The 26,515-nt window shown below is 61.2% G+C and carries 25 protein-coding genes; 16 read left to right on the top strand and 9 right to left on the bottom strand.

All coding sequences use genetic code 11. The features are described 5' to 3' along the window. Nucleotides 1-8: 8 nt before the first annotated feature. From ASD83_RS20330 to ASD83_RS20340, 3 genes are all read right to left on the bottom strand, one after another. Nucleotides 9-881, bottom strand: a complete 873-nt coding sequence (locus ASD83_RS20330; RefSeq protein WP_056314239.1) for a carbohydrate ABC transporter permease — start codon at nt 879-881, stop codon at nt 9-11. Beyond that, the gene (locus tag ASD83_RS20335) at nt 878-1,837 is read right to left on the bottom strand and encodes a carbohydrate ABC transporter permease (protein ID WP_056314286.1); all 960 of its coding nucleotides are present in this window, start codon (nt 1,835-1,837) and stop codon (nt 878-880) included. The genes ASD83_RS20330 and ASD83_RS20335 overlap by 4 nt, the downstream gene beginning before the upstream one ends. A 66-nt stretch (nt 1,838-1,903) precedes the next feature. Further along, a complete protein-coding gene (locus tag ASD83_RS20340; RefSeq protein ID WP_056314240.1) occupies nt 1,904-3,385 on the bottom strand; it encodes an ABC transporter substrate-binding protein in 1,482 nt (493 codons plus the stop codon). Nucleotides 3,386-3,637: 252 nt separating this feature from the next. Here ASD83_RS20340 and ASD83_RS20345 point away from each other — a divergent pair, with 252 nt between their 5' ends. The 5 genes from ASD83_RS20345 to ASD83_RS20365 are packed head-to-tail and all read left to right on the top strand — an operon-like array spanning nt 3,638 to nt 9,203. Next, complete coding sequence (locus tag ASD83_RS20345; protein WP_056314241.1) at nt 3,638-4,339, top strand: GntR family transcriptional regulator; 702 nt, start codon at nt 3,638-3,640, stop codon at nt 4,337-4,339. 35 nt (nt 4,340-4,374) lie between these two features. Then, nucleotides 4,375-5,544: a mandelate racemase/muconate lactonizing enzyme family protein gene (locus ASD83_RS20350; RefSeq protein ID WP_056314242.1), complete on the top strand. Its 1,170-nt coding sequence runs from the start codon at nt 4,375-4,377 to the stop codon at nt 5,542-5,544. 22 nt (nt 5,545-5,566) lie between these two features. Then, a complete protein-coding gene (locus ASD83_RS20355) occupies nt 5,567-6,925 on the top strand; it encodes a mandelate racemase/muconate lactonizing enzyme family protein (protein WP_056314243.1) in 1,359 nt (452 codons plus the stop codon). 10 nt (nt 6,926-6,935) lie between these two features. Further along, the gene (locus ASD83_RS20360; protein WP_056314244.1) at nt 6,936-8,138 is read left to right on the top strand and encodes a mandelate racemase/muconate lactonizing enzyme family protein; all 1,203 of its coding nucleotides are present in this window, start codon (nt 6,936-6,938) and stop codon (nt 8,136-8,138) included. An 18-nt stretch (nt 8,139-8,156) separates the two neighbouring features. Further along, nucleotides 8,157-9,203, top strand: a complete 1,047-nt coding sequence (locus tag ASD83_RS20365; protein ID WP_056314245.1) for an aldo/keto reductase — start codon at nt 8,157-8,159, stop codon at nt 9,201-9,203. 63 nt (nt 9,204-9,266) lie between these two features. On the opposite strand, the gene ASD83_RS20370 is transcribed toward ASD83_RS20365, so the two are convergent. After that, a complete protein-coding gene (locus ASD83_RS20370) occupies nt 9,267-10,550 on the bottom strand; it encodes an ROK family transcriptional regulator (protein WP_162249201.1) in 1,284 nt (427 codons plus the stop codon). A gap of 539 nt (nt 10,551-11,089) precedes the next feature. Here ASD83_RS20370 and ASD83_RS20375 point away from each other — a divergent pair. The 5 genes from ASD83_RS20375 to ASD83_RS20395 all read left to right on the top strand — a co-directional run bounded on the left by ASD83_RS20375 (nt 11,090) and on the right by ASD83_RS20395 (nt 16,244). Continuing rightward, nucleotides 11,090-12,331 carry an ABC transporter substrate-binding protein gene (locus tag ASD83_RS20375; RefSeq protein ID WP_056314247.1) on the top strand — a complete coding sequence of 414 codons (1,242 nt, stop codon included), beginning with the start codon at nt 11,090-11,092 and terminating at the stop codon, nt 12,329-12,331. Between the two features lie 86 nt (nt 12,332-12,417). After that, nucleotides 12,418-13,299, top strand: coding sequence for a carbohydrate ABC transporter permease (locus tag ASD83_RS20380; RefSeq protein WP_056314248.1), 882 nt, complete (start codon nt 12,418-12,420; stop codon nt 13,297-13,299). Between the two features lie 5 nt (nt 13,300-13,304). Further along, complete coding sequence (locus tag ASD83_RS20385; RefSeq protein ID WP_056314287.1) at nt 13,305-14,216, top strand: carbohydrate ABC transporter permease; 912 nt, start codon at nt 13,305-13,307, stop codon at nt 14,214-14,216. Nucleotides 14,217-14,220: 4 nt separating this feature from the next. Further along, on the top strand, nt 14,221-15,309 hold the full coding sequence (locus tag ASD83_RS20390) for an ABC transporter ATP-binding protein (RefSeq protein WP_056314249.1): 1,089 nt from the start codon (nt 14,221-14,223) through the stop codon (nt 15,307-15,309). A gap of 11 nt (nt 15,310-15,320) precedes the next feature. Further along, a complete protein-coding gene (locus tag ASD83_RS20395) occupies nt 15,321-16,244 on the top strand; it encodes a TolB family protein (protein ID WP_056314250.1) in 924 nt (307 codons plus the stop codon). A gap of 58 nt (nt 16,245-16,302) precedes the next feature. Here the strand turns inward: ASD83_RS20395 and ASD83_RS20400 are convergent, their stop codons facing one another. Beyond that, entirely contained in the window at nt 16,303-17,313 is a 1,011-nt protein-coding gene (locus ASD83_RS20400; RefSeq protein WP_156386070.1) for a Gfo/Idh/MocA family protein, read from the bottom strand. Nucleotides 17,314-17,544: 231 nt separating this feature from the next. On the opposite strand from ASD83_RS20400, the gene ASD83_RS20405 reads away from it, so the two are divergent. Further along, nucleotides 17,545-18,006 (top strand): VOC family protein, encoded by a 462-nt coding sequence (locus tag ASD83_RS20405; protein WP_056314252.1) that lies wholly within the window; start codon nt 17,545-17,547, stop codon nt 18,004-18,006. 8 nt (nt 18,007-18,014) lie between these two features. Next, nucleotides 18,015-18,440 carry a VOC family protein gene (locus tag ASD83_RS20410; protein ID WP_056314253.1) on the top strand — a complete coding sequence of 142 codons (426 nt, stop codon included), beginning with the start codon at nt 18,015-18,017 and terminating at the stop codon, nt 18,438-18,440. A gap of 36 nt (nt 18,441-18,476) precedes the next feature. On the opposite strand, the gene ASD83_RS20415 is transcribed toward ASD83_RS20410, so the two are convergent. Further along, a complete protein-coding gene (locus tag ASD83_RS20415; RefSeq protein ID WP_244489244.1) occupies nt 18,477-19,247 on the bottom strand; it encodes a crotonase/enoyl-CoA hydratase family protein in 771 nt (256 codons plus the stop codon). 151 nt (nt 19,248-19,398) lie between these two features. On the opposite strand from ASD83_RS20415, the gene ASD83_RS20420 reads away from it, so the two are divergent. Genes ASD83_RS20420 through ASD83_RS20435 form a run of 4 tightly spaced genes read left to right on the top strand, consistent with a single transcriptional unit; the run spans nt 19,399 to nt 23,693 of the window. Further along, nucleotides 19,399-21,246 carry a feruloyl-CoA synthase gene (locus ASD83_RS20420; protein ID WP_056314255.1) on the top strand — a complete coding sequence of 616 codons (1,848 nt, stop codon included), beginning with the start codon at nt 19,399-19,401 and terminating at the stop codon, nt 21,244-21,246. After that, nucleotides 21,243-22,487 carry a thiolase family protein gene (locus tag ASD83_RS20425; protein ID WP_056314256.1) on the top strand — a complete coding sequence of 415 codons (1,245 nt, stop codon included), beginning with the start codon at nt 21,243-21,245 and terminating at the stop codon, nt 22,485-22,487. Before ASD83_RS20420 ends, ASD83_RS20425 begins: the two co-directional genes overlap by 4 nt. 2 nt (nt 22,488-22,489) lie before the next feature. Beyond that, a complete protein-coding gene (locus tag ASD83_RS20430) occupies nt 22,490-23,251 on the top strand; it encodes an SDR family NAD(P)-dependent oxidoreductase (protein WP_056314257.1) in 762 nt (253 codons plus the stop codon). 10 nt (nt 23,252-23,261) lie between these two features. Continuing rightward, entirely contained in the window at nt 23,262-23,693 is a 432-nt protein-coding gene (locus tag ASD83_RS20435; protein WP_056314258.1) for an acyl-CoA thioesterase, read from the top strand. On the opposite strand, the gene ASD83_RS20440 is transcribed toward ASD83_RS20435, so the two are convergent. The 3 genes from ASD83_RS20440 to ASD83_RS20450 form a co-directional block, all read right to left on the bottom strand. Then, nucleotides 23,690-24,133: a MarR family winged helix-turn-helix transcriptional regulator gene (locus ASD83_RS20440; RefSeq protein ID WP_244489245.1), complete on the bottom strand. Its 444-nt coding sequence runs from the start codon at nt 24,131-24,133 to the stop codon at nt 23,690-23,692. The two genes, ASD83_RS20435 and ASD83_RS20440, sit on opposite strands and share 4 nt — an antisense overlap. Before the next feature lie 139 nt (nt 24,134-24,272). Next, nucleotides 24,273-25,454, bottom strand: coding sequence for an MFS transporter (locus ASD83_RS20445; protein ID WP_056314260.1), 1,182 nt, complete (start codon nt 25,452-25,454; stop codon nt 24,273-24,275). 96 nt (nt 25,455-25,550) lie between these two features. After that, entirely contained in the window at nt 25,551-26,333 is a 783-nt protein-coding gene (locus ASD83_RS20450) for an IclR family transcriptional regulator (RefSeq protein ID WP_056314261.1), read from the bottom strand. Nucleotides 26,334-26,515: the final 182 nt, after the last annotated feature.

A 26,515-nucleotide genomic window follows, 5' to 3' on the forward strand; every position in this document is an offset into this window, starting at 1 on the left:
TAATCCTTCTAGTGTTTGACGGCGCCTTCGGTCAGGGCGCGCACGAAGTATTTCTGGAGGACGAGGAACAACACGACGACCGGCACGCTCATCAGGAAGCTTGCGGCCATCAGGCCCGGGAAATCCGTCGTGTTCTCGGAAAAGAACCGCTGAATGCCCACCGGAAGGGTCAGCTGTTCGTTTTTGGTCAGGAATGTCGCGGCGTAGATGTATTCGTTCCAGGCCCCGATGAACGAGTAGATCGCGGTGGCGATGATCCCTGGCACCGAAAGCGGGGTGACGATCAGGAGAAACGCCTGAAAACGCGTCGCGCCATCGATGCGTGCCGCCTGTTCGAGCTGCACCGGAATGTTGTCGTAAAACCCCTTCAGGAGCCAGATGGCGAGCGGCAGGCCGAAGGTGAGATAGGTCAGGATCAGCGACCCGTGGGTGTTCACAAGGCCAAGGACGCGCATCAGGATAAAGAGCGGCACAAGGAAAATGACCGCCGGGAACATGTTCCGGAGGAGCACAGAGAAGAACAGGAATTTGCGGCCCGGAAAGCGGAAGCGCGAGAAGGCATAAGCGGCGGGCACGGCGACAATCACTGCCAGCACCGTGGTGCACACGGAAACGAAGAGGCTGTTCCAGAAAAAGCGCAGGAAATCCTGCCCGACGCTGTTCTGCGGATCGAGCAGCTTCTGGTAGCTCGCCAGGGTCGGCTCGGCGGGCCACCATTGGGGTGGGAACTGCGTTGCCGCAAAGCCTGACTTGATCGAGGTCAGCAGCATCCATGCCATGGGGAGGGCAGTGTAGAGCACCATGATGACGAGGAAGATGCGTCCGGCCCAGCGCCAGCCATCGACGCCTTTGCGGCTGCGGGGCGCAACAGTAGTGCTCATGCGCCGGACTCCTTGCTTTCATTGCCGCTGAGGGCGCGCACATAGAAGTAGCCGAGCACCATCAAGATGATGAACAGCAGCACCGAATAGGCTGCGGCCACGCCCCAGCGCTGCCGCCCGAAGGCCAGTTCGTAAATGTGGGTGATCCAGATATGGGAGGCGTTGGAAGGGCCACCCCCCGTCATGATCCAGGGTATGATGAAGGAATTGAAGTTCGCTACGGCGAGCAGGAGAATGGTGACCGTCGAAACTCCGCGCAGATGCGGAAAGATCACATGCCAGAACCGCTGCCACGTCGAGGCGCCATCGACCTTGGCCGCACGCAGCAATTGCTCCGGAACGGTCTGCAACCCTGCCATCAGCATGATCATGGCGAAGGGAAATTCACGCCAGATATTGACCACGATCAGCGAGGGCAGAACGCTGTTGACGTTGTCGATGAAATTGGGCTGCCGGTCGAGAATGCCGAACTGCACGAGAACGGCGCCAAGCACCCCGAAATCGGAATGGTAGATCCATTTCCAGATATAAGATGCGGCAACGGCACTGATCACCCAGGGAATGATCAGGATCGCGCGGAGGATGGCCCGGCCGGCAAAATCGCGATGCAGGGCAAGCGCGGCACCAAAGCCGAGCACGAAGGCGATCAGCGTCGAAGCGATCGTCCAGATCACTGTGTTGAGCGTGACCTTCCAGAAGACCTCGCTCGACAGGATCGCCGTGTAATTGTCCGTGCCGACAAAGATCTTGTCGCGCAGTTGCAGGCCCGGTGGGGTTTTGAAGAACGACAGGTCGATCGTGTAGTAGATGGGATAGGCGATGACGACGAGCATCACCACGATCGCGGGCAGGACATAGAGATAGTCGGCGCGGCTGGTCCACATTTGCCGCAAAATGTTGGGCCGCCTGGCCAGATGCGCGGGCGCAGCGTCCGAGTGGCCTGATAGAGTGGTCATCTGGCTCATTCCTGTCAGAAGGGGAGGCCGGCAGCAGTGCCGCCGGCCACTTTTGCAGGGAGAGGGCTAGAGCCCGCCACCATCCGTCACGTCACGAACTTTTTGCGCGGCATCGGCGGCTGCCTGTTCCACGGTCATCGCTCCCGTCAATGCATTCTGGAGCATGTCGGGAATGATGATGTTCATGATTTCAGGCGTTTCCGGCAGCGTCGGGAACGGCACGCCATAGGGCAGCATAGAGGTCGTGACATCGAGGAACTTGATGGAGTCGAGGCGCTGCTTCATCCACTCGGTCTTGAACCCATTGAGGTTGCCCGGGTTGGAGCCGGCATAGGCCATCTTCAGTGACCATTCCGGACTGGTCCAGAAACAGACCATAGCCTTGGCCGCAGCCTCGTCCACTTCTCCGCCCTCGACATATTCGGGGTTGAGAATATGGATATTGGAGCCGCCGAAGACGACGGCGCGGCGTCCGTCGGGTCCGGTCGGGACAAGGCCGTAACGCATGTTGTCGATAACGGTTTGGGCAGTCTCCTTGTCGGCGCCCGTCGCCTTGGCCTGAAGATCGAGCATCACGTTATAGTCGGACGGATGCGAGATCATCATCGCGACCTGCCCCGCCAGGAACAGTGGCTGGTTGTCGGCTTGCTGGTTGGTCAGCGCGGAAACCGGCACGGACTGGTCGCGGACATACATGTCGTAGGAGGCCTGCAGCGCCCTGATGCTCTCCGGACTGTCGAGGCGTATCTCGCCATAGTTCGGGCTTGGATCGGCTTCGTCGAACACGCCACCACCATAGGCCCAGAGCTGCGGCATGAAGCGATAGGGCGTATTGCCCGCATTCTTGCGGGCGACAAGGCCGTAGCCGGCAATGCCCAGTTCATCGTGAATCTTCTTGGAATATTCGACGACTTCGTCCCAGGTTGCCGGTGGCTTTTCCGGATCAAGGCCGGCGCGCTTGAAAATATCGGCGTTCCAGATAAAGGCCATGGTCTCGTTATTGGTCGGAATGCCGTAGGTCTTGCCCTCCCACATCACCGACTTCATCGCGCCCGGCCAGAAATCCTCGGCCTTCCAGCCGACATCCTCGGGGCTCAGCTCCTGCAGGTAGCCCTTGGAGGCAAATTCGACGCCGCCCAGAATCTGGAGGCGCACGACCATCGGGCCGGCATTGCCAAGCAGCGCCGTGCGGAACTTGTCCAGAAGGTCGTTATAGGTCAGCGCCTGTTCTTCGAGCTCGATATTGGGATAGGTCGTGCGGAAGGCCTCGAAGAAATCCTTGTAGTACTGGCGCAGCAGGTCCGGGTCGCCCTCGAAGACGCCCTGGTACCAGAAGCTCAGCTTGCCTTTATAGTCGAGTGGCGTAACCGCGCCGCACTGTTCGGCAGTGTTGTAGGTTTCGGTGCCGGCGATCGACCGGACATATTCGGGCGACCATTTGCTGAGATCGACGCTCTGGCCGAATACGGACGTGCTCATCATCGAGATGGCGAGCGCAGAGACGAATGCGCCACGCGCAAGCGCGCGGCCCAATGGGTAATTGCTCATCTAGTCCTCCTCTGTCCCTGCAGGCGCCCCTCGCGCCTCAGGTCCTTTTGCGGCGGCGTACAGCGGGCTCTGCCTCTTATGTACATCTCACCATGCAATGAACGTTGCAGAAGCGCTATTGCGTGTCAACTGGATCGGATTATACATTATTTGACATGGATGGAGTGCCAATGCGGCGCAATGTCCCGATACCTGCACCTGGAAATTGGCTAAAGGCATGCGTCAGAATACACACGGACTGACGAGACATAGATGACCGACTTCAAGGCGCAGCCACCGGCCGGAATGGAACCGACAGGAGCGTCGACACAGGGCGATTCCCTTTACCAACTGATCCGGGACGACATCATTTCAGGTCGGCTTCAAGCCAATGAACGGCTGATCGTTGCCGACCTCGCCCAGCGCCACAGCACCTCGACCAATCCGGTGCGCGAAGCCCTTCAGCTGCTGCGCGGGGAGGGATTTGTCGTCATCTCACCCAATCGTGGGGCCCGGGTCCGGCCGATCGATCAGAATTTCGTGCGCGACATCTATGAGATCGGGGTTCTCATCGAGCCGGCCCTGACGCGCTGGTTTGTTGGCATGGCGACGCCAGAGGACATCGTGCAGCTCGAAAAGGTGCAGGCCGAGATCGAGGAAAACAACTTCGCCGACGCCCTCCGCCATAGCGAGCTCGACACGCGTTTCCACACCATCATGTACGAGCGACACTATAACCGGCACGCCGCCGAGCTCTGGTGGAAGCACCGCGAAGTCCTGCGCGCCGTCAGCCGTCGCTACAACTTCACGCTGGCCCGGCGCGCGCAGGTGATGCGCGAACACCGCCAACTGATCCAGTTCATCAAGGACGGTGAGGCTGAGAAGGCGGCAACGCTGGTCGCTCAGCATGTCGAAGGCTCGGGGCGTCACGTCCTTGAACAAATGCGCGCAGCGGAGGCCGCTCGCGCCGGATAACAACGCGGCCGGCAAACGGCCATGGGAGGGGAATCATGAAGATCACAGGCGTAAAGCCGTGGCTGATCAAGACGGCTGCGTCCTATTGGGGGGAGTTCCTGTTTGTCGAGGTGACGACCGACGCCGGCATATCCGGCTGGGGTGAGATCACCACGACGACCTATATCGCCAATCGGGCGCTCTGTGTGATGCTGCGCCAGATCAGCAAGATCATCGAAGGCGACGATCCCGCCCAGATCGAGCGCATCTGGCACAAGGTATTCCGCAACTTCACCTATATGGGCAGCCGCGGGGCGGCGGTGGAATGTGTCAGCGCCATCGACATTGCCCTCTGGGACATCCGCGGCAAGGTGTTGGGGCAGCCGATCTATGAGCTTTTGGGCGGGCCGGTCCGCGAGGACATCCTCCTTTACACCCACCCCGACCAGCGCAAGTTCACGAGCAAGGAAGGCGTGGTCCAGGAAATCCGCGATATCATCGCCTCGGGCCACACTGCGCTCAAGTTCGACCCCTTCGCCCAGCAGGGGGCCCTCGATAAGAACGGCATCGCCCGCGAACAGTCCGAGGGGTATCTCGATGGCTCCATGACGCGCAAGGATGAGCGCGAGGCAGCTGAATTGACCGCGCTGATCCGCGAAACCGCCGGGCCTGACATCGAGGTTCTTATCGACGCCCATGGCCGGTTCGATGTGCCTACGGCCATCCGGCTTTGCCGGTCTCTTGAGGAAGCCGGCGATATAGACTGGTTCGAAGAGCCAGTGCCGCCCGAGAGCATAAATGCCCTAAAGCAGGTCCGCGAAAAGGTGAGCGCACCGATTTCCTGGGGCGAGCGGGGACATACCAAGTGGGACTTCGTGCCCATCCTCGAAAACAACCTTGCCGACTACATCATGCCCGACGTTACCTGGACGGGTGGCATCACCGAACTGAAGAAAATTTCAGCGCTGTGCGAGGCCTATTACATTCCCGTCTCGCCCCACGACGCTGCCGGCCCCATTAACGTTGTGGCGGGGGCGCAGGTGATGATGACGGTGCCCAATTTCTACCGGCTCGAAACCTCGGAATGGAACCTCGGCAAATACGATCACCTGATCGACAAGCCTCTCGATAACTCCAACGGCACCCTCAAGCTCAATAGGGCGCCGGGCCTCGGGATCGAGATGAACCGCGACTATCTCGCTGACAACCTCATCCAGTTCGACTGAGCGCGAAAGGAGGACGCTTCCCATGGATACATCTACGCCTGCCGAAATGATCGAAACCAACGTTCGGACCGCCTCGCATCCGAGTGAGCTGCGTATTACCGACCTGCGGGTCGCCGAGATCGTGGGCGCGCCGTTCACCTCGGCTCTCGTCAAAATCTATACCAATCAAGGCATTGTCGGGCTGGGTGAGGTGCGGGACGGCGCGAGCGCCACCTATGCGCTGATGCTCAAAAGCCGGCTCCTCGGCGAGAACCCGCTCGACATCGATCGACTCTTCCGCCGCATCAAGCAGTTCGGTGGCCATGGCCGCCAGGGCGGCGGCGTCTCGGCCATCGAGATCGCGCTCTGGGACCTTGCCGGCAAAGCCTATGGTGTGCCGATCTACCAAATGCTGGGCGGCAAGTTCCGCGACCGGGTTCGCTGCTATTGCGACACCGATGCGGACAAACCGAGTGGCACAGAGACCGGGAGGCGGCTCAAAGAGCGCATGGATATGGGCTTCACGTTCCTAAAAATGGATCTGGGGCTCATGCAGATCGCCGATATCCCCGGCGCCGTGGTGTCGCCGGCCGGCTCGCTCGAAGCCTATCGCGTTCATCCCGATCGCGGCCCGGTGACCTCCATGGAGGAGCGCCGCGCCCGCAACGCCGTCTACGATACCCACAATGTCCGGCACCCCTTCAGCGGTCTCCATTTTACCGACAAGGGCATCGACCTTCTCGAGCAGTATATTCACGAAGTGCGGGAGGTGATCGGCTACGATATCCCGCTCGCTATCGACCATGTCGGCCATATCTCGCTGCAGAACGGCATCAGGCTGGCGCGGCGGATCGAAAAATACGTCCCGGCCTGGCTCGAAGACGTCATTCCCTGGCAATATACCGAGCAGTACCGGCAGCTCCAGCAGGCAACAACCGTTCCGATCTGCACGGGCGAGGACATTTACCTCAAGGAAGGTTTCGAGCCGCTGCTCAAGGCCGGGATTTCGGTTATTCACCCCGATCTGCTGACTTCGGGCGGTATCCTTGAGACCAAGAAGATCGGCGACATGGCGCAGGACCACGGCGTCGCCATGGCCATCCACATGGCCGAAAGCCCCATCGCTGCCATGGCCGCGGCTCATGTGGCCGTCGCGACCGAGAACTTCATGGCGCTCGAATACCATTCTGTTGAGGTCGACTGGTGGGACGATATCGTCACAGGCCTGCCCAAGCCGCTCGTCAAGAATGGCTTTATCGAAGTGTCCGACAAGCCCGGTCTCGGGATCGACGACGTGGTGGACGAGGTGCTCAAGGCCCATCTGCAGCCCGGCGTTTCCGGCGTCTGGCTGCCTACCGACCATTGGGATCAGGAATATTCCTGGGACCGCACCTGGAGTTGAGGGAGGCAAAATGAAGATCACCGACTTGCGCTGCGCCGTTATCGGGCGCCACCCCATTGTGCGGATCGTCACCGACGAGGGACTTTATGGCCTGGGCGAAGTGGAATTCACCAAGCCCTACCTCAAGCCCTGGGTGCTGCATTTCCGCGACGCGCTGATCGGCGAAGACCCCACCGATGTCGAGCGCTGCATGCTCAAGATCCGCCAGCGCGGTTCGTTCAAGCCCTACGGCGCGGCAGTCAGCGCCATCGAACATGCGCTATGGGACATCGCTGGCAAGGCGGCCAACGTGCCTGTCTACAAGCTTCTTGGCGGCAAGGTGCGGGACAAGGTCCGTGTCTATAATGGCTCGATCCGCCAGAAGCGCAGCGGCGACCGGCCCGAAGATTATGCCGCCGATGTCAAATGGATGATGGAGCGGCCAGAAAAGTTCTTCATGGTCAAGCAAGGCATCAGCTTCCACTCCAACATGAAGGACACCATCGACGACTTCCACTATGGCGTGCGCCAGGAGAAGGCTGGCTATCATGGCGCCATGGACCAGGGCCAGATCAGCGAACGCGGCATGGCGCACATGATCGAGTGCGTCATCGCCATGAAAGAAGTGCTGGGCGACAAGGTGAGCCTGGCGCTCGATTGCGGCCCCGGCTGGTTCCTCAATGACGCCATCCGCTTCGCCCAGGCGACGGAGCGGTATAACCTCATGTGGCTTGAGGACATGCTGACCGGCGACTACGTCCCCTGGGTTAATCCGCAGGCCTATCGCGAGCTGACGGTATCGACCTCAACCCCGATCCATACCGGGGAACAGATTTACCTCCGCCACAATTTCAAGGAGCTGATCGAAACTCAGGCCGTGCGCGTCGTGGGGCCGGACCCTGCCGATATTGGCGGCATTGCCGAACTCAAATGGGTGGCCGAGCACGCCTATATGCATTCGATCATGATGGCCCCGCACGGCACGGCCAACGGCCTTCTCGGCCTCGGCGCCTTGATCAATGTCTGCGCAACTCTTCCGGCCAATTACATCGCCTTTGAATATCCCAGCGCCTCCGACCCATGGTGGGAGGACATCGTCATCGGCCTTCCCGAAGGCCAGATCGTCAGGGATAGCCACATCGACCTTCTCGAAGCCCCGGGCCTTGGGCTCGACATCGATCCCGAGGGAGCAAAAAAATATCTTCTTGAGGAAGATGCCGGCTTCTTCGATTGAACCTGAGGCAGGATTGAAATGAAATATCGCTACCTTGGACGCTCGGGGCTCCTGGTTTCGAGGCTTTGCCTCGGCACCATGACCTTCGGGAATGCGCAGTGGGGCTGTGACGAGGAGGGGGCCAGCGCCATCGTACGTCAGTTTGTTGACGGCGGGGGCAATTTTATCGACACGGCCGATGGCTATAGCGGCGGCGAAGCCGAGCGCATTCTGGGTGTGGCGATCCGGGACTTCGATCGCGACAACCTTGTGATTGCAACGAAGTGCTGGTTCCCAACCGGTCCGGCGGTCACCGCCCGGGGCCTGTCACGCAAGCACATCATTACGGCCTGTGAGCGGAGCCTCAAGCGGCTTGGGGTCGATCATATCGACCTCTATCAGTTCCATGGGCCCGATCCCTATACGCCGATCGAAGAAAGCCTGCGCGCCGCTGACGATCTCGTACGGGCCGGTAAGGTGCGCTATATCGGCTGCTCGAACTTTTATGGCTGGCAAATCGCCAAGGCCAATGTGCTGGCAGAAGCCAAGGGTTTGGCGTCGCCGATCTCGGCGCAGCATCTTTATAATCTTATCCGCCGGGACATAGAGCGCGAAATCCTCCCCGCAGCGGCCGATGCCGGTGTCGGCATGATCTGCTGGAGCCCGCTGGCGGCCGGCATGCTGTCGGGCAAATATCGAAACCAGGGCGCGCCGGATGCGCAATCGCGAATGGGCATCCAGGCGGCTGTCACCATGCCCCGTTATTGGTTCGAGGATGCCCTCAAACTCATCGATCTGGTGGTCGAAATCGCCCAGCGGCTTGGTTACACGCCCAGCCAGGTGGCGCTCAGCTGGTTGTTCGGCGACCATCAGGTGACCGCCGCGATTATCGGCGCTCGCAATGCCGATCAGGTAAAGGAAAATCTCCTGGCCGGCGATATAGACCTGTCGGCCGAGATCCGGGAGGAACTCACGCAAGCACTCCCTCTAAACCATGGCTACCCCTTCGAATGGACCGATAACAACCTGCGGTCCACCTTCAAGAATGCCGAATTCGAGCCCCGCCATCGCGTGCGCCTGCCTTGAGCGTGTTGGCGCGCGCGCAATCTCAACCAAGTGAGCGTTGGGGTGGAAATCGCGTCAGTTGTCCTATTGCGCCGCGCTCTTTTTTGCACGGAGCAGAAGGGGAGAGCGGTAGAGTTGGTGCAGCACCAGCGCCGCCGCCCCACGCGACCAGAACACGTCGTCGCGGTCGTTGACGACGAATTCAAGGCGCCCCTGCATCGGGGCGCGCACATTGGCAAACAGCGCGGTTTTGGCGGGTTCCAGCCAATAATGCGACGAACGCATGTTGAGGCCCGAAAAAATGATGCGGGCGGGATCGATGACGCCGCAGAGATTGGCGAGCGAGCGGCCAAGATAAGTGCCGACCTGAGCAAAGACGGTGCGCAGATGTTCATTGCCGGCATCGGCACGTTCGATAAGTTCGAGCACCTTGCGCTCGCGCGAGCGCGGATCCTCGCTGACCGGGCCGGCTACTTCTTCGCCTGCGGCCTGGAGGATGGCGCGGAAGCCGATATGGGCTTCAAGGCATCCATGCTGCCCGCACTCGCAAAGCGGCCCGCCTTCTTCGATCTTGGTATGGCTGAATTCCGACGCAAAGCCGTGCGCGCCGCGATAGACCTCGCCATTGATAAGAATGCCCATGCCCACGCCATGGCCGAGCGTGATGACGACGCAGGTATCCTGATCCTGCGCACTGCCAAAATTGCGTTCGGCGGTGGCGAGAGGGACAGTGTGGGTCTCGATCACTACCGGAATGTTGAGCCGCTGAGACAGCAGGTCCGCAAAAGGCACGGGAATGCGCGAAAAAGCGGGGCTCCAGTGGCAAATGCCGAGTTTGCTGTCGACCATACCGGGCACGCCGACACAGACTGCATTGATATCGGAGAGTTTTAGGTCGCAATCGGCCACGGTGCGCAAAATCGCATCCTCGACGACATCGGCCACGACTTCGGGCGCCTGGCGCGAGGAGCGGAAGGGCAAGGTGCTCGAATGGAGCACGTCGCAGACGAAATCGGTGACTGACACGGTGATCTGGCTGAGGCCGAGACGCACACCCACGGCATAGGCGGCACGCGGATTGAGCGACAGGCGCACGCGCGGACGCCCGCGCACCGTGGCGCTATCGGCGGCCTCCTCGTCCTCGTGGACCTGGATGAGACCGTCATTGAGCAACTCGGCGGTGATTTCGGTGACGGTCGAGCGGGAGAGTTCGAGCGCCGCTGATATCTCGATGCGCGAAATCGGGCCCTCCTGGCGCAGGATATCGAGCACGAAGCCGATATTGTCGCTGCGCACGGAGTCAGGCTCGCGCGTCCGGTCGGCCAGTTCGCCGACGAGTTGCGGGCCTTTAGGTGGCCGGGTCCGCATGCGCTCCTCCCTTGCGGCGGTTTGCTTCCGCCGTGCTGCATTGTCCAAGGTCATGTCCTGCTTCCGCATCGCATCGAATACGGAGCCGTGACCGCAAGCACAAGCATGGCGCCCGCCTGTTTGTCGAGCGTCCGTGTAGCGCACTGCACCGTTTGTCCGCCAAGCATGGCTTGTCCCCCAATTTCGTTGGCCCACCCACAACAGGCATGACGCCGCGATCCTACCGTTCGCGACAGCGAGCTTCCATAATTAATTTCGAAACCAATCGAAATTTGAAGCATGATGGCTCGTCGATCGCCTCCGCCAAAAAATGTTTTTAGGCATAACAAACATCAGAAAAACCATTATTAATCAAACTATTAAAAGGAAATTTCTCAATTTTTGGGGCACTCTTCGTGCGAAATGCTACCGCAAGTGCGCTTGACATTATCCATCCATGGTCGTTCTTTAATTCGGCAAACGTCAAAAATATGCCAAAAGCTCCGACTTTGCCGAGGATCAGGATGGCGCCGCTGCAAAGTGCGCCTGGGAGGACGATAATGAGGACTGTTTATCTGGCCGGAGTTTCCGCGCTGGTGCTGGGTCTGGCTGGCAACCTGGCTGTAGCCGACGACTTCGAGGTCATTCACCACTATACGTCGCAGACCGAGGCGGAGGCGCTGAAGGTCATTGCCGACAAGTTCACCGAAGCCGGTGGCACCTGGGTCGACAATGCCGTCGCCGGCCCGCCGAATACCCGCCGCGTGTACACAACTCAGATGCAGGCTGGCCAGCCATCGCAGGCCTATTCAACGGTGACCAATCGCGACCATCTCGATTTCATCGACCAGGGCATGCTGACCGATATCGATGCGGCCGCCACCTCAGGCAACTGGCGCGAAAACATGCCGCAGCCGCTGGTCGATGCGATCTCGGGCCCTGACGGCAAGATCTACATCGCGCCGATGGCACTCTATACGCCCAATTTCGTCTTCTACAACAAGGGCGTGTTCGATTCCCTCGGCATCGCCGAGCCGGTCGGCTTTGGCGACGATTTCTTCGCCGCGCTCGATGCAGTCAAGGCAGACGGTCTCATTCCGCTCGCCTTCAGCGGCGATGCCTTCAACATCCGCTTCCCCTTCGAGGCGATCCTCCTTGAAAAGGGTGGGCCGGATGTCTGGGACCAGGTCTGGAACCAGCGCAGCGACGCGGCTATTCGCAGCGACGTCGTGCGCAGCGCCTTCGAAACGCTGGGCCGGCTGCGCGACTATACCGATGAGGGGAATATCGGCCGTGCCTGGAATCTTTCGGCCAATCTCGTCAGTTCGGGCGAGGCGGCAGTGCAAATCATGGGGTCGTGGGCTGATGGCGAATATCGCGCCGCGGGCCTCGTCGCCGGCACCGATTTCGGTTGCTTCATTCCTGGAGAGCGCGACTATGTGCAACTTCATAGCGACGTGATGGTCTTCCCCAAGCAACCGGGCAGCGACGGTCCGACGGAAGATCAACTGAAACTCGCCTCCATCATCGGCGATCCGGCGGTCGAGACACTTTATGTCGCGCCGCGTGGTGCTCTGCCGGTGCGCCGCGATGCGGCCCTGCCGGACAATGCTGATGCGTGCCTCAAGATCGGCTACGACGCCTTCAATGCCGATGGCAATCTCGTGCCCAATCCGCGCTCACTGATTACCCAGCAGCAGGACGGCGAATATCGCGACATCGTCAACGAGTTCTGGGCCAATCCCGAGATGAGCGTCGACGAAGTCATCGATGGCTTCGCCTACGCGCTCGGCGCCTCCTGAATACTGCCCGCCGGACTGCGGTCCGGCGCCTCCCAAGGGGCGCGGTTGTCCGCCGCGCCCCGCTTGCCATGGCCTCAGGGATCTCAATGAAAAATCTGTCCGCCAAGATCGCGCTGGCGCCGACGGCTCTTGTAGCCCTCGTCGTCTTCGTCGGTTGCATCGCCTGGACCGTGGGCCTGTCGTTCACCGGCTCCAGATCCATTCCCGAATTCAGCTTTGTCGGCTTCGAGCAATATGTGGCCCTGTTCGGCTCGCCGCGCTGGCTCGTCTCGTTGCGCAACATGGCCATCTTGGGCATCGGCTTCGTCGGCGGGTGCCTCGTGCTCGGCTACCTGCTGGCGATCTTCATCGACCAGAAAGTCCGCGCTGAATCAACGCTGCGCACCATCTTTTTGTACCCCTATGCGCTCTCTTATATCGTCACCGGCTTTGCCTGGCAGTGGTTCCTCAATCCCCAGCTTGGCCTGCAAAAATTCATGCAGGATCTAGGCTGGACGGATTTTACCTTCCGCCTGTTGATCGACCGGAACCTCGCCATCTACACCATCGTCGCGGCGGCCATCTGGCACGGGGCGGGATTGGTGATGGCACTGGTTCTCGCGGGCCTTCGCGGCATCGATGAGGACATCTGGAAGGCAATCAATATCGAAGGCATACCCAAGTGGCGGGCCTATCTCTCGATCATCCTGCCGATGCTGGGGCCGTCCTTTGCCACCTGCATCCTGCTGCTGGCCTTCGGTGTCATCCGCAATTACGACCTCGTCGTCGCCATGACTGGCGGCGGGCCGGGTAGCGCCACCGAAGTGCCGGCCAAGTTCGTCATGGACTACCTCTTCGAACGCCAGAATGTCGGGCTCGCCAGCGCTGGCGCCACCATTCTCATTCTCACTGTCGTCGCCGTAGCCGCGCCCATCTGGTACGCGCGCCATTGGCAGACCCGTCGCGCCGCCAGCGCGTCGAAAGGGTGAAACCCATGTCCGAGCAAGTTCTCCCCCTCGCTGCATCCACTGCCCATCACGATGGGCCACGCCCCGCCACCTTTAGCTGGGAGCGCGCTGGTATCTACGCCTTCCTGCTGGTAGCCTCGCTGTTCTTCCTCCTGCCGATCTACACCATGGTGTCTACATCGCTCAAAACCATGGCCGAGGTCCGCGCCACTAATGTGCTGATGCCGCCCCTCGCGCCAACAATCGAAGCCTGGGGCGCTGCCTGGAACCAGGCCTGCACCGGCCTTGATTGCGACGGCGTGCAGGTCGGCTTCCTCAATTCCCTCAAGATCGTCGTGCCCGTCGTCGTGCTCTCGATCCTTGTCGGCGCCCTCAACGGCTACGTCCTGTCCTTCTGGCGCTTCCGCGGTGCCAATCTGGTCTTCACCGTCTTGATGTTCGGCGCCTTCATCCCCCTCCAGATGGTGCTCTACCCGTTGGTGCGCCTCTGGTCCTCGCTCGGCCTCTATGGCTCACTGCCGGGCCTTATCGCGGTTCACGTCATCTTTGGCCTGCCGGTCGTGACGCTGATGTATCGCAATTTTTATGCGGGGCTGCCGATCGAAATTTTCAAGGCGGCGCGCGTCGATGGGGCCGGCTTCTGGCGTATCTTCTGGTCGATCTTTGTGCCCATGTCGGCACCGATCACCATCGTCGTCGTCATCTGGCAAACCACCGGCGCCTGGAACGACTACATCCTCGGCCTGACCTTTGGCGGCCGGGAGAATGCGCCGATGACTGTGCAGCTCAACAACATCATCGCCTCGCAGACCGGCGAGCGGCAGTTCAACGTCGAAATGGCGGCAACCATGCTGACCGCCATGGTGCCGCTGCTCGTCTACATGGTTTCCGGTCGCTGGTTCGTACGCGGCATCACAGCCGGCGCCGTCAAGGGATAGCAAAATGGCAGAAGTCGAAGCACGCAATCTTTCCATCCGCTATGGCGAATTCACCGCGCTCGAAAAGCTCGACCTGACAGTGCCGCACGGCCAGTTCCTGGTGCTGCTGGGTCCCTCGGGCTGCGGAAAGTCGACCCTCCTCAATTCCATCGCCGGCCTGCAGCCCATCACCAGCGGCCAGATATGGATTGGGGGCAAGAACGTCACCTGGGCCGAACCCAAGGACCGCGGCATCGCCATGGTCTTCCAGAGCTACGCGCTCTACCCCAAGATGACCGTGCGTCAAAACCTCTCCTTCGGCCTCAAGGTCGCCGGGGTGAAGGCCGCCGAAATCGCTCAGCGCGTGCAGCGCGCCGCCGAGACGCTGCAGCTCCACACCATGCTCGATCGCCGCCCCGCCGAGCTCTCCGGCGGCCAGCGCCAACGCGTCGCCATCGGCCGCGTGCTGGTGCGTGAGGCCGAGGTATATCTCTATGATGAGCCGCTCTCCAATCTCGATGCGCAATTGCGCGTCGAGCTGCGCCGCGAGATCAAGCGGCTGCATCGTCACCTCGGTAGCACCTCCATCTATGTCACGCATGACCAGGTCGAGGCGCTGACCCTGGCCGACATGATCGCGGTGATGAACAAGGGCCGGATCGAACAACTCGGCAGTCCCGAGGAAATCTACGAGCGCCCGGCAACCCGCTACGTCGCGGCCTTCATCGGCTCGCCAGCGATGAATTTCATCGACGGAGACATCGCCATCGAAGCCGGCAAACCGGTGTTCAAATGGGGCCAGGCCAGCATTCCTCTCGACCGCTACGGGTTTGCCGCTGGCGCCACGCCCGGCAAGGCAACGCTGGGCGTCCGGCCCGAGCATATCGCCCATGGTGAGCATGCCGGCGGGCAGGACTTTCTCGTCGAGACCACAATCGATCTGCTCGAACCCATGGGCTCCGACACGCTGGTCTGGTGCCGCACCAAAGAGGGCCAACAGATCGGCCTCCGCGTGCCCACCGAACTGCGCCCGCGCGAGGGCGACGCCATGCCGCTCGGCATTTCCGTGTCTTCGGCATCGCTGTTCGATACGGCGAGCGGACTTCGACTTTAAGGGAGGAAAGAATGGCAAAAGCCAATATCGAACGCGGTCGCTGGCCGGGGCGGAAAGACCTGCAGCCGGGCCAGATCACGCGCATATCCGTTGTAAACAAGGACACGGGCGCCACGCGCACCGTCATCGATCTGCCGACGCTCTACGAAGCGCCCAATTGGACCTCGGACGGCAAGTGGCTGGTCATCAATGGCGGCGGAAAACTCTACCGGCTGGCGGCCGACGGCTCGACCGGCCTGATCGATATCCCGACCGGCGATGTCACTGGCATCAACAACGATCACATTCTCTCGCCCGACAATTCCGAGATCTATTTCAGCGCCCTCGGAAAACTCTATCGCATCCCCTTCGATGGCGGCGTACCCCGCCAGATCTCCAACGACTATCCCGAAGAGCGCGGGTACAGCTATTGGCTCCACGGCGTCTCGCCCGACAACCAGACGCTGGTCTACACCGCCGTCGAACGCGTCGGCGAAGTGGTCCGCGGCAAGCTCTCCATCGCTACCATCCCCCTCGCGGGCGGGCCGGACACCTATCTCGTCCATCGCCCGGAAAAGTCGGATGGCCCGGAATATTCGCGCGACGGGCAGTGGGTCTATTTCAATTCCGAACTCGCCGCCAAGCGTCCGGGCCACGCCAATATCTTCCGCATGCGCACCGACGGCAGCGGCATCGAGCAGGTGACCTTCGACGATCGCGTCAACTGGTTCCCCCACTTCTCGCCCGATGGCAAATGGATGGCCTATATCAGCTACGAAACCGGCACGATCACGCATCCCGCCGACCTCGATGTGCAACTCCGCGTCATGCCCACCGAAGGCGGCGAAGCACGCGTCGTGGTGGAATTGTTCGGCGGGCAGGGCACCTTCAACGTCAATTCCTGGGCCCCCGACAACGTGCACTTCGCCTATGCGGAATACCCGTTCCCGGACTGATCCCAACCGGTCCAACCAAAGAACCGCGGCGCCGAGAGGCGTCACAGTTTTTTGTATTCTAGAGTTCCGCCCACGCTCCCTTGGCTTCTGCCGAAGCCACGATCGCATCGAGCGTGCGTGCATTACGCAGCGCATTGGCGAGCGTCACGCGCGGCTGGTCGCCTGCGCGAATGTGGCGCGACACATCATCCATCTGCAACCCATATTGCTCGACGCTGGGAAAGACCTGCTCCACCGGATCGGCATTGCCATCGCCGACAAGCGCCGCAAGCACTTTCGCGCCAGTCGGCGGCGTGTGGATGGGCGTCATGATCTCAAGACTTCCCGCACTGCCCAGCACATGAATGCGCCGACCACGTCGCAGCACATTGGAGACGATGACATCGGCATATCGCCCACCGAAATCGAGACTGGCCTTGATGAAGGTTTCCAGCCCGGTCACCGGATCGCGCTCGATGAGAGCGGAAACGCGCAGTGGATCGGCGTTGAAGATCGTTCGCACCAGATGGACGGAATAGCAGCCGATATCGAGCAACAGACTACGGTCCCCAGCCAGCGTCCCGCGCGCCGGATCGACCGCAGGCGGCGGCAATTGCAGTGCCGTGAATGCCGTCACCTGCTTGACCGTGCCGAGCGCTCCGTCGGCAATCTGCGCCCGGATCCACTCCCATTGCGGCTGGTAGCGCACCATAAAACCTTCGGTGATCATCAGGCTTTTCGCCCGCGGATGGGCGGCAATCTCGGCCACTTCCCCGGCATTGAGCGCCATCGGCTTTTCGCACAACACATGCTTCCCGGCATTGAGCGCTGCGAGAATTGCTCCCTTATGCAGTGCGTGGGGCAGGGCGATATAGATCGCCTCGATGTCGGGATCGGCCAACATGTCATCGAGTGAGTCATACGCCTTGCCGATACCGTGCGTAGCGGCGAAGGCCTTGGCCGATTCCAGCGAACGTGAGGAAACCGCCGCAGCTTTTGAGATCGCGGAGTTCGCGATCTGCGATGCCATGCTGCCCGAAATGCTGCCCGTGCCGGCAAAGCCCCATTGAACGGGACGAATAGTACTCACGCGATATCTCCTCCGAGAAATTTTGTTCGGAATGCGTTCGATATCCGATCGAGTGGATTTGCGGAAAACCGGCGCATACTCAGCATTTGTCGCTGACTTTGGCCAGTTTGGAAAAGCCTGCGCCAAACGGCAAGTTGTATTTAATCCGGAAAGAGAAAAAATGTTTGCCAAGCCACTGGGTGCTGCCTATGGTCGGCTACAGAACCGCCGCAGAGCGGCCAAGAGGATGAAATGCTTGAATATCTGCATACGATGATCAAGGTCGATGACCTTGATCGGTCGCTCGATTTCTACTGCAATACGCTCGGCATGATTGAGGTGAAGCGGCTCGAAGACCTGGAGGAGCGTTGTACCGCGGTTTTCGTCGCGGCGCCGGGCGATATGGCCAGCGCGCCCTTCGACGCCCGCTTCGCTCCCGCCATCGAACTCTACAAATATTGGGACGAAGCCGAGCGCGACGCACACCGCAGCTCCGCCTATGGCCACCTGAGTTTTCGCGTGGATGATATCTACGCCGCCTGCACAGCTCTGCGCGATGCTGGTCGCACCATAAACCGGCCGCCCCGCGACGGCTTCAAAGCCTATGTCGAAACGGTCGACGGCCTAACCGTGGAACTCATCCAGCGCCGCCCGGCCAAGACGCCGGCCGAGCCCTGGCTCTCGCTCCCCGATACGGGTCACTGGAACGGTTGAGGCGCAACATGCACTATCTCCACACCACCATCTTCACCGCCGATCTCGACAAGACCCGCGCCTTCTGGGACGTGCTCGACATGCGGACCGTGCGCGAACTCGTCGTGCCCAAGATCAATGCCCGCGCGGTATTTCTCTCCGGTTCGCATGACGAAGAAAGCGGCCGCTCCGAGCGCTTTGCGCCCACCATCGCGCTTGTCGAGCGTTCTGCCGAAGCCGGGCCGGTCGGCATCAGCCATATCTGCTTCCGCGTCGATGATATCTACGCCACTTGCCAGGGTCTGCTCGACAAGGGCCATACCCTCAAGATGCCGCCGCGCGATGGTTTTCGCGCCATGGTGCGGGGGCCAGAAGGTGCGGTGGTCGAATTCCACCAGGCCGGCGAGCGCAAGGTGCCGCAGGAGCCATGGCTATCAATGGCCGACGGCGTCTAGAGATTTTGGGAGGCGCGATTAGCGCCTCCACCCCGCTCAGCGATTGAAATTGGGCGGGCGCTTTTCAAGGAAGGCGCGCAGGCCCTCCTCAGCATCGGCGCCTGTCTGGCTGAGCGCTGCCGCAAGGCTCTCCGTATAGAGCCCATCCTCGGATGACATATTGGCGATGCGGGCAATGGACTGCACGATAAGATAGTTCACCGTAGGCGAATTGCTGGCGATCTGCTGGGCCAGTTGCCGCGCGAGCGCCAGGGCGCCATCTGCCTCGGCGAGATAATGCGAAATGCCCAGCCGTTCGCCATCCTCAGCCGAATAGGTCCGGCCGGTCAGCATCATTTCGGTCATCTTGTCAGCACCGATTATGCCCGCCAGATGGACGGTGCCGCCGCCGCCGACGAAAATGCCGCGCTGGCCCTCGGGCATGCGGTATACGACGCCCGGCTGGGCGACGCGCACATGGCAGGCCGAGGCCAGTTCAAGCCCGCCGCCCATGACAGCGCCGCTGAGCGCGGCGACCACCGGAATGCCGCTGTGGCGCAAGAGGTTCACGATCGAATGCCAATTGCGCGAATGACGCATCACAGCATGCGGTTCGCGCGCGACCTGTTCGCTGAGATCTAGCCCCGAGGAAAAATGTCCGCCATTGCCGGAGAGTACGATGACGCGCACGTCGGCCGGAATATCGGTGAAGAAGCTGCGCAAGGCCGCGAGCGTTTTGTCATTGATAGCATTGCGCTTTTGCGGACGGTTGAAGGCCAGAAGGGCAATTGGCCCATCCCGTTCGATTACCAGTTCCTGCTCGTCCACGCGTCGTCTCCGCATTCGGTGAAGCCATTCAATTGTTCACTAGCATAACAATAATCATGGCTAAAGCCGCGTTCAGGCGATTTCGCGGAAGTTTCGGAGTTGAAGGGATTTTGAATATTGGTTATGCAATATAACAAATAGGGAGGGGTATATGTCAGTGCAGCACCGTGCCGTGCGCATGGGCGATTTGCGTGCGAGCATGAAGGAGGTCGCTGGCGGCGTCCGTTATATCCGCTGCGATCAGCCGCTCGGCGATTTTCCACGCGCCATGACCGATCGATTGCAGCATTGGGCCGAGACGACGCCGGAGCAAGTTTTCTTGGCCGAACGGCAAGGCGACGGCTGGCGTAGCGTAACTTATGCCGAGGCCTGGCAGACGGTGCAGTCCCTCGCGCAAATGCTGCTTGGCCACAACCTCTCCGAGAGCCGGCCACTGCTTATTCTTTCCGGTAACGACATCGAACATGCCCTGCTCGGCTATGCCGCCATGTTGATCGGTGTGCCTTATGCGCCGATCTCGCCAGCCTATAGTCTCATCTCGAAAGACTTTGCCAAGGTTCGGCATGTCGATGATCTGCTCGATCCGGGCCTCGTCTATGCCAGCGATGGAACAGCTTTTGCGCCCGCCATTCTTGCCGCCGTGTCGGCCGATGTGCCGATTCTGATCCAGCGCGGCGATATTCCTGGGCGGCGCATCATTACCATGGCGGACGCGCTGGCTACCGAGCCTACTGAAGACGTTGAGCGGGCGAGGGCAGAGGTAACGCCCGACACGATCGCGAAATTTCTCTTCACCTCCGGCTCGACCGGCATGCCCAAGGCGGTCACCACCACAAATCGGATGCTGTGCGCCAATCAGGAAATGATCCGCTCGGCGCTGGCCTTTCTGGGTGATGAGCCACCCGTGCTGATTGACTGGATGCCCTGGAACCACACCGCCGGGGGCAACCACAATCTGGGCATTGCACTCTACAATGGCGGTTCCTTCTATATCGACGATGGCAAACCGACGCCCGATGGCGTGGCGGCCACGATACGCAATCTCAAATCCGTCTCGCCCACCGTCTATTTCAGCGTGCCCAAGGGCTATGAAATGCTGCACCAGCATCTGGTGCAGGACGAGGAACTACGGAACGCATTTTTCCGCCGGCTCAAGCTGATGCAATATGCCGGGGCAGGGCTGGCCCAACACGTGTGGGATGGGCTCGACGCTACGGCAACCGCGGCCACGGGTGAGCGGATCATGATCATCAGCGGCTATGGCTCGACCGAAACGGCGCCCTTTGCCCTGACCACCACCTGGCCGGTGGAGCGCGCCGGCGAAATCGGGCTGCCGGCGCCTGGGCTGGAGTTAAAGCTCGTGCCCAATGGACAAAAATTGGAAGTGCGGCTGCGCGGGCCGAATGTCACACCGGGCTATTGGCGGCAGCCGGACAAGACCGAAGAGGCTTTCGACGAGGATGGCTTTTATTGCATCGGCGATGCGTTGAAGTTCGTCGATCCCCATGACCTGTCGCGCGGGCTGGCCTTCGATGGCCGCGTCACCGAAGATTTCAAGCTATCGACCGGCACCTGGGTCAATATGGCGGCAGTCCGGTCGGGTCTCGTCGCAGCCTGCGCGCCGCTGGTGCGCGACGTGGTGCTGACAGGGCTCGATCGCAATCACATCGGCGCCATGATCTTTCCGGACCTCGGTGCCTGCGCTGAACTTGTCGGGGCGAGGCTGCCGCCCGAGGCTCTCGTCGCGCACCCATCCGTGCGACGCCATCTGGCAAGAGCGCTCGATGCGCTCGCCGCCAGGGCGACCGGTAGTTCCAACCATGTGGCCCGCACATTGCTCCTCGCCGAGCCGCCGAGCATCGATGGTAGCGAGGTGACCGACAAAGGCTCGATCAACCAGAGGGCCGTGATGGCGCGTCGCGCCGCGCTGGTGGACGAGCTCTATGCCGAACCCGTTCCAGACCATGTTTTCGTATCTTTGAGAAAGGCCAAGTCATGAGCCGTTCGCCGGGCCTGCGGGCCACGTATGCCGATGCCTTCCTTATTGATGGCGTGCGCACACCTTTTGTCGATTATCGCGGTGCGCTGTCGGCAATCTCGCCCATTGATCTCGGCATCAAGGCGGCGCGGGCGGTGATTGCGCGCACGGGCGTTGATGTCGCGGATATCGGCACGACGATTGCCGGATCGATGGCGCAGGCCTCGTTCGACTCTTTCGTTACGCCCCGCCATATCGGGCTTTATGCCGGCGTGCCGCTCGATCGGCCGGCACACCTGGTGCAGCGCATTTGCGGTACCGGGCTCGAAGTGCTGGCGCAATCAGCCGATGCGGTGTCGCTCGGTCGCGTGGACCTCGCACTTGCCGTCGGCACGGAGTCGATGAGCCGCAACCCTATCGCTGCCTATACCCATCGCAACGGCTTTGGCATGGGACAGGTGGAGTTCAAGGATTTCCTCTGGGAGGCCACGCTCGACCCTGCCGCCGAAGTCCGCATGGGAGACACGGCGGAAAATCTGGCCCGCGAGCACGGCATCTCACGCCGGGAGGTCGATGAATTCGCCGCGCTGAGTTTTGAGCGTGCGGTGGCGGCCCGGGACAGCGGGTATCTGGCCGGCGAGATCGAGCCGGTCATTGCCGAGAGTTTTGAGATAGATGGGCTGCGATCTCGGGGCATTACCCTGCCGCGCGGCGTCGAGAAGGTTGATGTAGATAGCCATATCCGCGTCTCGCCCTATGAGGTCCTTGCCAAGCTGCGCCCCGCCTTCGGTGGTGTGCAGACGGGGGGTAATTCCTCGGCCATTGTCGATGGTGCTGCGGCCGGGCTCGTCGGCTCGGCGGATTATGTGCGGGAGAAAGGGCTGCGACCGCTGGCGCGCGTTGTCGCCAGCGCTTCGGTCGGCGTGCCGCCACATATCATGGGCATCGGGCCGGTGCCGGCCATTCGTGCCGTGCTCGATCTCGCCGGCCTCACGCTCGATCAAATCGACCGCATCGAGATCAACGAAGCCTTTGGGGCTCAGCTCATTGCCTGCCAGCGCGAACTGGGTCTCGATATGGCCAAGCTCAACGTCAATGGCGGGGCCATCGCCATTGGCCATCCGCTCGGCGCGACGGGCATGCGGCTGGCCACAACGCTGGCGCGCGAGCTGCGCCGATCAGGCCTTCGCTATGGCATCGCCTCCGCCTGTATCGGCGGCGGGCAGGGCATCGCAGTGCTGCTCGAAAACCCGGAAGCCTGACCATGGATATCAAAGGCAAAGGCGCGGTTGTTACCGGCGGCGGCTCGGGGCTTGGTGCGGCGACGGCGCGGGCCTTGGCGGCTCAAGGTGCGCTGGTGACGGTGCTGGATCGCAATGTGGACGCGGGGGCAGTCGTCGCCGCCGAGATCGGCGGGACGTTTGCCGCATGCGATATTGCCGATGAAGCGAGTGCCAAAGCGGCGCTGGCCCTTAGCGCCGAGCGCTATGGCGCCCCTGCCATTCTCGTCAATTGCGCGGGCATCGGCGGCGCCTCGCGCATCGTCGGTCGCGAAGGGCCGATGGCCCTTGCCGATTTCGAGCGCATCATTCGTGTCAATCTTATCGGCACCTTCAATATGCTGCGCCTTGCCGCGGCCAGCATCTCGGTCGCGCCGCCCGATGCAGACGGCAATCGCGGCGTGATCATTTCGACCGCCTCCGTCGCCGCTTTTGATGGCCAGATCGGGCAGGCTGCCTATGCCGCATCCAAGGGCGGCATCACCGCTATGACCCTGCCGGCGGCGCGCGAACTTGCACGGTTTGGCATAAGGGTCGTTACCCTCGCGCCGGGACTCTTCGCGACGCCATTGTTGCTCGAACTCCCCGAAGAAGCGCAGGCCGGGCTTGCCGCTTCCATACCCTATCCCGCACGGCTCGGTTTACCCGCCGATTTTGCGAAACTGGTGCTCAGCGTCATCGACAATGACTATGTCAATGGCGAGGTGATCCGCATCGACGGCGCCCTGCGCCTGCCTCCCAAATAGGAGCAAAACCATGCTGTTTTCACGCGACCTCGAAATCGCCTTTGGCGACTGCGACCCAGCGGGGATCGTCTTCTATCCCAATTACTTCCGGTTTTTCGATACCTCGACCGCCATGCTTTTCGCTGAGGCACTGGGGATGAAGCAGGCGGAATGGGCGGTGCGCTACGATGTGGTGGGTATTCCCATGGTCGATACGGGATCGAGTTTTAAGTGCCCAAGCCGCTTCGGCGATGTGGTTGTCATCAAGACTGAGGTGATTGCCTGCCGCCGCTCCAGTTTCGATGTGCGCCACCAACTGTTCAACGAAGGGCAATTGGCAGTTGAGGGCCGCGAGACGCGCGTCTGGGTCGGGCGGGATCCGCAGAACCCGGGAGGCATTCGCGCCAAGGCGCTGCCTGCGGAAGTGGTTCGGGCCCTCGGGCATGAGCCAGCGGAGCGCTAATCCGCCGTCGGCGCCAGTCGGTCCAGCAGCGTAAGCAAATGATCGCGCTCGGCTTCGCCGCCCAATAGCTCGACGCAGTGCCTTTCGAACTCGGCCTGGATCTCGCGAGCTTCAACGATAGTCGCCTGACCCGCGGGGGTCAGGTAAAGCGCGTTGGCGCGCTTGTCGCCGGGCTGCTGGCCGCGTGCGGTGAGGCCGCGTGCGTCAAGGCCCTGGATCAGGCCGACGAAATTGGCGCGTTTGATCCCGAGCGCCTTGGCCATGGTACCCTGTTGGCAGCCGGGATTGTCGGCGATCAGCTCAAGCACGGAATATTCGGCCGGCCGCAGTTTCAGCCGGGCGAAGCGTTCGTCGAACTGCTGGAAAATATAGGACTGGGCGCGGCGAAGGCGGTAGCCGATCACCTTGTTCATGGCCGAGGCATCGAACCGGGCTGCCATGTTGCGCTCCATTCCTGTCAGTCTCAAATGTGCTTATCAGCAACGGATGGCCGAACTGCAAGCCCCTTGCGAAAGGGCAAAGATCCGCTAGATGCTGCACTCGCCACCCCGGCGCTGAGGAAAGACAGATCGGGCTTGCTCATGCTCTTGGCCTTCTGGTGAACTGAGTGGCCAAGAGGATGGCGGCGGTCGATACCAGCATCAGCCCGAGACTAAAAGGGCCGGCGCCCAGTGCGACGACAATCCAGGACAGCATTACGCCGCCACCCAGTTGCACAAGGCCAAGCAGGGCCGAGGCCTTGCCGGCAATACCGGGGTGATGGCGCATGGCGATATTGATGGCCGGGGGCTGGATGATGCCCCAGCTGCAATAGAACAGCATGATGGGCACGCAGAACCAGGGCTGGTCGGGGAAGGCCAGGGCGAGGATCAATGCCAAAAACCCGCCAGTGGCGCCGATCATCGCGCCGAGGCGGATGGTTTGCTCAGGCGCAACGTGCAATCGCATCGCCACGACGCCGCCGAGCATGAAGCAGAGCGAGCCCGCGGCAAAGACCAGCGAAATCACCAATGGATCAAGGCCGGTGCGGGTCGATAGGAAATAGCTGCCCGTCGATATCCAGGCGAAAAGCCCACCATAGCCCATGGCCATGGCAAAGCTGCCGAAGAGAAAGCCGCGCTCGGTGAAGAGGCTGCGAACCACATCAAGGCTGATATAGTTCACCGCCGCAGACCGTGCTGCAAGTGTCTCCGGCATGAGCCAGAAGACCAGCACGAACGTGATGGCGCCATAAAGCGTCAGCACAGCGAAGGACGATTGCCAACCAAACGCCTGTGCCACGAGGATACCCACGGTGGGGGCCAGCAATGGCGCCACGCCCGATAATGTGCCGGTAAGCGCCAGTCGACGGGAGGTCGCCGCCGGCGCGACGGTATCGCGCACCATCGCCCGCATGAGAATAGGGCCGCAGGCGCCCGAGAGGCCCTGGACGAAGCGGGCAACCAGCAGGGCTTCGAGACTGGGCGCGCCCATGGCGGCTAGCGAAGCAAGCGTATAAAGGCCGAAACCGGCAAGGGCCACTGGCCGCCGGCCGAAGCGATCAGCCAGCGCGCCGACAAAGAGATGGGCCACGGCCAAACCTATGACAAAGACCGACATGATCTGGTGTCCGCCGGCCAGCGCGGTGCCAAAACTGCCGGCGATGACCGGCAGGGCTACCAGCACGATATCGGTCGAGAGCGGCAGTACAGCGACGAACACCGCGCCAATGCCGACAATGCGATCGGGCCGGGAGGAAAAAGCTTGGGCCGGCGCGGTCATGGCAAGGTCCGGTTGGAGTTCGGCGACAGAATTAGGTATGCTGCATAACAAAGCAAGCGCGGATTTGTACCGGTGCGAAGCATGGGTGCGCTGTGGTTAGAGGCCGGCCTTGGAAAGGGTCATGCGGGCGCTGATTTCCTCGGCGCCGGTGGCGACGAGATTATGCAGTTCCTGCCGCTGCTGCGGATTGACACGGAAAAGCGGCGCGGCGACGCCGAGCGCCCCGACGATGTCGCCATTTTCACGAATGGCGGCCGACACGCTCCAAATGCCTTCGCCGGCTTCTTCAAAGCTTTCGGTGACGCCATGGCGCGCCAGTTCGTCAAGCGTAGGATCGCTCAGAAGGCCGCGACCGACCTTTACGCGATCGATGCCGAACTGGTCGAAATACGCTTGCCGCTCGCTCACCGTCATGGCGGCGAGGAGGATGCGGGAGCTTGAGCCCTGATGGAGCGCAATGGCCTGGCCGCGTTCAAAAATCAGGCGGATGGGATGCGGCGTCTGTTCGCGCTCGAGCACATAGGTGAACCAGCCGCTGCGCCGCGTGACGAAGGCGGTTTCGCGCCCGACATCGCGGATATGGCCAAGCACGGGCAGGGCGATATCGCCCAGCGGAATGCGCGCCGCGCCGGCTGCAACAGCAAGGCTGCGTGCTAGATCCGTTACCCGATAACTTTTCCCGCCAGCCGCATCGAGCAGGCCGACTTCGCGCAAAAGCGCGACATAGCGATAGGCCATGGACTGGGTCAGCCCCAGTTCGTCGGCCAGTTCGCCCACGGCCCAGATCGGGCGGGACGGCGTGAACATCAGCAGCAATTGCAACAACTTGCGGCTGCTCTCCGCCCCAACGACGCGCCCTTTTTTGTCTGCGCTGGTCATGGCTCCCCCCACATCTCTTGGCCTCTTTATGACAACCTCAGTCGATTTTCACAATGAGGAATTTTGAATTCACGTTGCGAGAATGATGGTCAAAAATTTGCGCCAAACACGCTTCAATTCCAAAATATGAAAACAGTTGTTTGACAATGTGAAATTATAGGCATACGACTCCAATCATGCTC

Source organism: Devosia sp. Root685 (assembly GCF_001427875.1).
Taxonomy (GTDB): domain Bacteria; phylum Pseudomonadota; class Alphaproteobacteria; order Rhizobiales; family Devosiaceae; genus Devosia.

What these genes read in the sequence shown, in the direction of transcription:
- ASD83_RS20370 (WP_162249201.1), bottom strand. Translation starts at nt 10,550, where the DNA reads ATGCGGACCCGGCCACCTAAAGGCCCGCAACTCGTCGGCGAACTGGCC.
- ASD83_RS20360 (WP_056314244.1), top strand. Translation starts at nt 6,936, where the DNA reads ATGAAGATCACCGACTTGCGCTGCGCCGTTATCGGGCGCCACCCCATT.
- ASD83_RS20390 (WP_056314249.1), top strand. Translation starts at nt 14,221, where the DNA reads ATGGCAGAAGTCGAAGCACGCAATCTTTCCATCCGCTATGGCGAATTC.
- ASD83_RS20335 (WP_056314286.1), bottom strand. Translation starts at nt 1,837, where the DNA reads ATGACCACTCTATCAGGCCACTCGGACGCTGCGCCCGCGCATCTGGCC.
- ASD83_RS20365 (WP_056314245.1), top strand. Translation starts at nt 8,157, where the DNA reads ATGAAATATCGCTACCTTGGACGCTCGGGGCTCCTGGTTTCGAGGCTT.
- ASD83_RS20395 (WP_056314250.1), top strand. Translation starts at nt 15,321, where the DNA reads ATGGCAAAAGCCAATATCGAACGCGGTCGCTGGCCGGGGCGGAAAGAC.
- ASD83_RS20445 (WP_056314260.1), bottom strand. Translation starts at nt 25,454, where the DNA reads ATGACCGCGCCGGCCCAAGCTTTTTCCTCCCGGCCCGATCGCATTGTC.
- ASD83_RS20330 (WP_056314239.1), bottom strand. Translation starts at nt 881, where the DNA reads ATGAGCACTACTGTTGCGCCCCGCAGCCGCAAAGGCGTCGATGGCTGG.
- ASD83_RS20345 (WP_056314241.1), top strand. Translation starts at nt 3,638, where the DNA reads ATGACCGACTTCAAGGCGCAGCCACCGGCCGGAATGGAACCGACAGGA.
- ASD83_RS20410 (WP_056314253.1), top strand. Translation starts at nt 18,015, where the DNA reads ATGCACTATCTCCACACCACCATCTTCACCGCCGATCTCGACAAGACC.
- ASD83_RS20430 (WP_056314257.1), top strand. Translation starts at nt 22,490, where the DNA reads ATGGATATCAAAGGCAAAGGCGCGGTTGTTACCGGCGGCGGCTCGGGG.
- ASD83_RS20450 (WP_056314261.1), bottom strand. Translation starts at nt 26,333, where the DNA reads ATGACCAGCGCAGACAAAAAAGGGCGCGTCGTTGGGGCGGAGAGCAGC.
- ASD83_RS20380 (WP_056314248.1), top strand. Translation starts at nt 12,418, where the DNA reads ATGAAAAATCTGTCCGCCAAGATCGCGCTGGCGCCGACGGCTCTTGTA.
- ASD83_RS20425 (WP_056314256.1), top strand. Translation starts at nt 21,243, where the DNA reads ATGAGCCGTTCGCCGGGCCTGCGGGCCACGTATGCCGATGCCTTCCTT.
- ASD83_RS20355 (WP_056314243.1), top strand. Translation starts at nt 5,567, where the DNA reads ATGGATACATCTACGCCTGCCGAAATGATCGAAACCAACGTTCGGACC.
- ASD83_RS20375 (WP_056314247.1), top strand. Translation starts at nt 11,090, where the DNA reads ATGAGGACTGTTTATCTGGCCGGAGTTTCCGCGCTGGTGCTGGGTCTG.
- ASD83_RS20435 (WP_056314258.1), top strand. Translation starts at nt 23,262, where the DNA reads ATGCTGTTTTCACGCGACCTCGAAATCGCCTTTGGCGACTGCGACCCA.
- ASD83_RS20385 (WP_056314287.1), top strand. Translation starts at nt 13,305, where the DNA reads ATGTCCGAGCAAGTTCTCCCCCTCGCTGCATCCACTGCCCATCACGAT.
- ASD83_RS20420 (WP_056314255.1), top strand. Translation starts at nt 19,399, where the DNA reads ATGTCAGTGCAGCACCGTGCCGTGCGCATGGGCGATTTGCGTGCGAGC.
- ASD83_RS20440 (WP_244489245.1), bottom strand. Translation starts at nt 24,133, where the DNA reads ATGGCAGCCCGGTTCGATGCCTCGGCCATGAACAAGGTGATCGGCTAC.
- ASD83_RS20405 (WP_056314252.1), top strand. Translation starts at nt 17,545, where the DNA reads ATGCTTGAATATCTGCATACGATGATCAAGGTCGATGACCTTGATCGG.
- ASD83_RS20340 (WP_056314240.1), bottom strand. Translation starts at nt 3,385, where the DNA reads ATGAGCAATTACCCATTGGGCCGCGCGCTTGCGCGTGGCGCATTCGTC.
- ASD83_RS20350 (WP_056314242.1), top strand. Translation starts at nt 4,375, where the DNA reads ATGAAGATCACAGGCGTAAAGCCGTGGCTGATCAAGACGGCTGCGTCC.